Source organism: Acetoanaerobium pronyense (assembly GCF_017874355.1).
Lineage (GTDB): Bacteria > Bacillota > Clostridia > Peptostreptococcales > Filifactoraceae > Acetoanaerobium > Acetoanaerobium pronyense.
The window spans coordinates 41,677-47,676 of the sequence record NZ_JAGGLI010000023.1 but is presented as its reverse complement, the minus strand read 5'-3'; the positions used below and the strand labels follow the sequence as shown (position 1 = coordinate 47,676).

The window sequence follows — 6,000 nt, the reverse complement described above, 5'->3', positions numbered from 1 at the left end:
AGCACCCTAACTTCACCAGAGCGAACCTTTGAAAATAGTTCATCTTTAGCTTTATCAGTGTTTGCATCATGTATAAATGATATTTCTTTTTCAGGAATTCCTTTTTCAAGTAGCTTATCTTTAATAACGTTATATACACTAAAACCTTCTTTTTTAGGAGTAGAAAGGTCACAAAAGATTAGTTGGGTAAGTTTTTCTTCCCTATGTTTATCCCAAAGGTTGAAGGTATTTTCAACGCAGTGAGCTATTTTTCCATTTGGATTATCTGGAAGAGATTCATCTATAAGTCTTTGGTCCATAGCAAGTTTTCTACCATCATTTGTTATGTTTAGCATATTATCAATACTAGGGTCTACTACTTTGTTTCTAACTTTTTCAGCTCTTTTAGCAAGCTGATTTACAAGCTCCACTTGTATTTCACTAGCAGGGACAGTAACGTTATGATAATTGGCTTTAGGTACTGGAAGGTTTAAAGATTCTCCTGTTTTAATGTCAGCAACTTCTTTAAAGAGATTCATAAGCTCAGGAATATTTGAAAACTTGGAAAATCTTGTTTTCATTCTATATCCAGTCCCTTCGGGAGCAAGTTCAATAGCCGATACAGTTTCACCAAAAGTTGATGCCCAGGAATCAAAGTGGGCAAGTCCAGCTTTTTGAAGGGTATTATATTGTAAATATCTTTGCACTGTATAAAGCTCGCTCATTGAGTTTGATACTGGAGTTCCTGATGCAAATACTATCCCTTTTCCTCCTGTTTTTTGGTCTAGAAATCTACACTTCATATACATATCACTAGACTTTTGAGCTTCTGTAGTGGTAATTCCTGCTACATTTTGCATTTTAGTGTATAGAAATAGGTTTTTATAGTAATGGGATTCATCAACATAGATTTTATCTATTCCAAGTTCTTCAAAACTTACAGTATCGTCCTTTCTTTCTGTAGACATTAGTTTTTCAAGTCTTGTTTCTAATTTCTTTTTAGTCATTTCCATTTGCTTTACAGTGAACCTTGCACCACTTTCAGCTTTTATATCTTTTATAGCACTTGTTATTTCATTTATTTCTTTTCTTACTGTTTCTTCTTGAAACTCTCTACTCATTGGAATTCTCTCAAACTGAGTATGTCCAATTATAACAGCATCATAATTTCCTGTAGCAATTCTACTACAAAACTTTTTACGGTTATGGGGGTTAAAATCTTCTTTTTTAGCAACAAGAATCTCAGCAGAAGGGTATAGCTTTAAAAAATCATTTCCCCATTGCTCAGTAAGATGATTAGGGACAACAAAAAGACTCTTGTTTGTTAGTCCTAGTCTTTTGCTTTCCATAGCGCTTGCCACCATTTCATAGGTTTTGCCGGCTCCAACTACGTGGGCTAAAAGAGTATTTCCTCCAAATAGAGTCCTTGCCACAGCATTTTTTTGATAGTCCCTTAATTTTGTTTCCGTATTCATTCCTGGAAAGGTTAGATGGCTACCATCAAATTCTCTAGTTACTATATTATTGAATCTATCATTATATATCTTAGTGAGCCTATACCTTCTGTCTGGATCATTCCATACCCAAGATGTAAATTCAGATTTTATTTCTTCCTGCTTTTGCCTCGCAAGCATTGTCTCTTTTTGATTTAGTACAGACTTTTCAGCTCCATCAATCACAACTCTATCGTAGATTTTCACATCTTTTAGGTTAAGAGTATCTTCAATAATGCTATATGCATTTATTCGCTCTGTCCCATAGGTTTTATGAACAAAAACATTATGATAATCCTTGTTTTTTCCTGATATATTCCATTTGGAAGTATATTCACTATATGAAACCTCTATTTCAGACTTTACAAAATAACTAGGCTTTAAAGTATCTGTTATAAAGTCCTTTATAATGCTAGGTGGAATCCATATACTACCAAGCTTTATATATATTTCATCAGCAGTAAGGTCTTTAGGCTGCACCTTTTCAAGAGCTGCCTTACTTCTTTGAAGCAGAGGAATTATCCTTTCTTTATTAGGATAATCTTCTTTTGAAAGCTCCGTTGATATCCTGCCGGATACAATATCTAATTTTTCTTTAACATCTCCAGAAAGATATTCATCAGCAGTTTTAAAAGCATTGTCATAGATATTTTCATTAATTGAAGTAGGGTCTAAGAATATGTGATTACTTAAATCTTCGATTATTTTTTCTTTAGGGTAAGAAGTTAGGCTCTGCATATACTCTAGATCTACTTTTCCTTTTTCAGTCATTGAAATATATAGAGCTTCATTAGAATTATCAGCCTTAGTAGGCTCTATATGTGGCTTTATAGTTCTTTTAGAAAATATGTCAGCCTTTGCAGTATAATTTCCATCATTATCAAATTCTTCTAAAGAGCAAAGAAGGGGATAAGCAGAATCATCTTTGAAAATCTTTTTATTGGACCTTGAATTTATATATCCATGTTTTTTAGAAAAATCATCATAAAGCTCATTTAATTCCTTTTGCTTATATAGTATATCAACCTCACTATAATCATTTTTTTGATACTCTATTAGTTCCCTTAAAGTATCTCTAATATCAATTAATGACTTTAGTTTCCTAATATCTATATCCTCTACAGGTATAGCTTTATTATTTTCTTTGAAAAATGCTTCACCATTTTCCATAAAATAGCTATAGTTCCTTATGTTTTTAAAATCAATTTTTTCTGTTATAACTTCATTTTCTGCAATTTCATCTATACTTTTGTTTTCAAATTCATTATCAAGACTTAGAAAACTAATAGCTGCCGACAAGGATTTTTTCAAATCCTGGCCATCAGGTGCAATGCAAGCAGTATCAAATCCAAATTGAGAGGATATTTCCTTCATTTCACCAAGAATCATATGGGGATTATCTACAAAATACTCATTCATTAAGATTCCATTTTCATCTGATTTAAGATTTATAAAGTTATTCTTTCCTTCATTCATTCCTATCTCTTCATCAGTTTTCTTTTGAAGAAAGATTATATCTGAAGTTACTTTAGTTCCAGTATTTTTAAAGGCATTATTAGGAAGCCTAACGGCTCCAATAAGGTTAGCTTTTTCAGATAGAAGTTCTCTAAGTTTGCTATCTTGTTTATCAAGTGTTCCTTTGGAAGTTACTAAAGCTACAATTCCACCAGGCCTTACCTTATCAAGTGTTTTAGATAAGAAATAGTCGTGAATAAAGAAGTTCAAATGATTATATTCTTTATCATTTACTTTGTATTGCCCGAAAGGGACGTTTCCTATAGCTAAATCAAAGGTATTATTTTCAAATCTTGTATTTTCATATCCTTTTATTTGAATATCTGATTCTGGATAGAGATAACTTGCTATTTTTCCAGTGACTTCATCAAGCTCTACACCATAAAACTTGCTATTTTTCATACTTTCAGGCAAATGTCCTATAAATTTTCCAGTTCCACAAGAAGTTTCTAAGATTTTTCCTTCCTTAAAACCAATATTCTCAAGAGCTTCATATATAGGAAGGATTACATCTGATGGAGTATAAAAAGAGGTTAAAACAGAGCTTCTAAGATTTTCATACTCAGTAGGGGAGAGTAGTTTAAGTAGCTCCTTATATTCTTCTCTATAGTTTTTAGAGTCAGGATCAAAAGCATCAGAAAGACCACCAAAACCGACAAATTTCGACAAAGCGTTCTTTTCTATATCACTTGGAAGTCTTTCTTCATTTTCTAATGCTTTAAGCACCTTAATAGCTTCTATATTATTTCTTAGATGCTCTTTAGGAGATAGGGAAGTATCTTCAGTAAGAATATAGTTTTTAAGATTTTCTTTAGGTTCTATATCTTTAGAATCTATAGGCTTATCTAGATTTATTTCCTTATTGTTCTCATTATTTGATATTTCCTCTAACGAATTCTCTTCATTTATATCTATATTATCAATATATTTATCAAATGCTTTTTCATCTATAAGTCTATCAATTCTTTTAATAACTTCATTCCATCTTAAAAGCCTTTTATCATCAGGGTTTAAAATGCCACGAGAAAGTACTAAGCCATTACTTCTGTAATCTGCATAGGTATTATCAGCATGAGAAAGGGCATAGTTGTGGCCACCAGTTCCAAATGTATCTTTAATAAATTTTTCTTTTTCTGATGAGTCAATGTTTTCAATGTAGAAGTCAATAATGTTAAAGGTGGATACTTTATCAACTAAATATTTATCTATTTCATCTTCTGTAACAAACATTTTTATTCTTTCTGCTTTTTCTTTATTTGATGAAAAATCTAGTTGGGTAAGAGTAAGTCCTTTTAGGTTTTCAACAAGGTTTTTATGGGAAGTATAGTTGTCATATTTTCTAGGATTCTTTATTTTTTCTTCTTCAAGTTTTATTTCTAAGTCTGATATTATGTCATTTACTTTTTCAGTATCTTTTAGTTTTTCCTTAATATTTTCTATAGCATTAGGGAAGTTATTTAGTAAACTACCTAAAAACTCAGGTTCTTCTTCTAAATAGTCACGATATGTGAAAAATAGCTTACTTGATATTTTCTCAATTTCATAGGTATCAACTTTTTCAAGGTCTTCTTTAGGTAGAAAATCTCCTTGAATAAGCAGCTCTTTGATTCTTTTGTCAGCTTCGCTCCATGAAAGACTAATTTTAGATGATACTAAAGCTTTATTTCCATAAGCTATATCTATTCCAGCTTCGCTGTACCAAACAGCTATTTTTTGATTATCAATAACTAAGCCTTTACCGCCTTTGAATTTCTCTTTTAAATACTCAATATTTCTTTCAGATGGGTAGTCTTTTTTATAAAAGGCACAGATATCAAAAGTTGATTGTTTTTCGTTATATCCAGTAGATAGCACCTTATCAATAATATCTTGAGACATAGAAAAAGCAGCAGGCTGTATGCCTACTGCTTTAATTTTATCTATTATAAAACCTATTTGCTCAGGTTCAGATTTTATCTGTAAACCATCTCGTCCCTGATTATTTCTTCCACTGTATCCTTTATATTGTTCATTTCTTGTACCCAAAGCATCTGGTCTTTCTTTTTGAGATGCTCTGTTATCTCTCTCTTTTTCTTGAGCTGCTCTATCATTGTCTCTTCTATTTCCTCGCAGCTCTTGTTGAACTCTGCCATTTTCGGAATCAGATTCCCATCCAGAAATAGTGCTGAATAAAGTGCTTTCTTGTTGCTCTTTATATACTCTAGTCTCATTCGTCCCCATTTCCCTATATCTATCTGCTGCTCCTCTTCCAGAAACTCGTTGGGAATCAGAAAATCTCCCACTAGAGAGTATGTCCCCCCGTCCTTCTCGAATAGGGACTCCTTCTCCAACGGAGTGTAAATCTCGTCCTCTAGATAATATTTCTTCCCTGTTTCCATCTCTACTATTTTCTTCTCTGACATTTTCTATTCCTCCCTTTTCTCTTTGAGCTTTAAGGTTAAGTAAATCAATCCTTTGAACTTCTTTTGCAATATCTACAAGGATATCTTTTGTGATTGAATGAATATGATTATTTACATATGTTACTGATTTTTCAGTATCAAAAGATGTAATATATGAAAGTTTTTGTTCTAATAGATAGTCAAAAGGTTCATATCCAAGTCTTTTTAATATCATATATGAAGAAGATTCTTCTATTAATTCTTTTAATGCATCTTTGTCATAGTTACTAGATAAACCTAAGTCTTGATGTAGAAAGGTAAATATTTCATCAATTTTTCCTTCAACTTCTTTTGATACAATTTCAATTACTGATTTAGGGATAGTTTTAGTAGGCACTCCATATTTTTTATTTATATTAAGGATTGCTTTTTTATGGATATCTTCGTCAAATTCCCATAGTTTAAAAGGTGTATTAGTTAAAGATCTTGTATCAGAAACATCAAACACATATCTTAATTTCAACTTCCCATTTTCTTCTTTAAGAAGGGGAATTCCTTCTGTTCCTTTTTTTACATACCTATTTACTTTTTCATTCCATAAACTGTACTCTGCACAAGCTATTGCAGAGGGT

General features: G+C 31.8%; 2 protein-coding genes. Both read right to left on the bottom strand.

Annotated features, from left to right (window positions below):
• Positions 1-1,454 (bottom strand): DEAD/DEAH box helicase family protein (locus J2Z35_RS14990; protein ID WP_408627194.1); only part of this gene is annotated, 1,454 nt, incomplete at its 3' end.
• A gap of 3,485 nt (positions 1,455-4,939) precedes the next feature.
• On the bottom strand, positions 4,940-5,365 hold the full coding sequence (locus J2Z35_RS14985) for a TnpV protein (RefSeq protein WP_408627193.1): 426 nt from the start codon (positions 5,363-5,365) through the stop codon (positions 4,940-4,942).
• Positions 5,366-6,000: the final 635 nt, after the last annotated feature.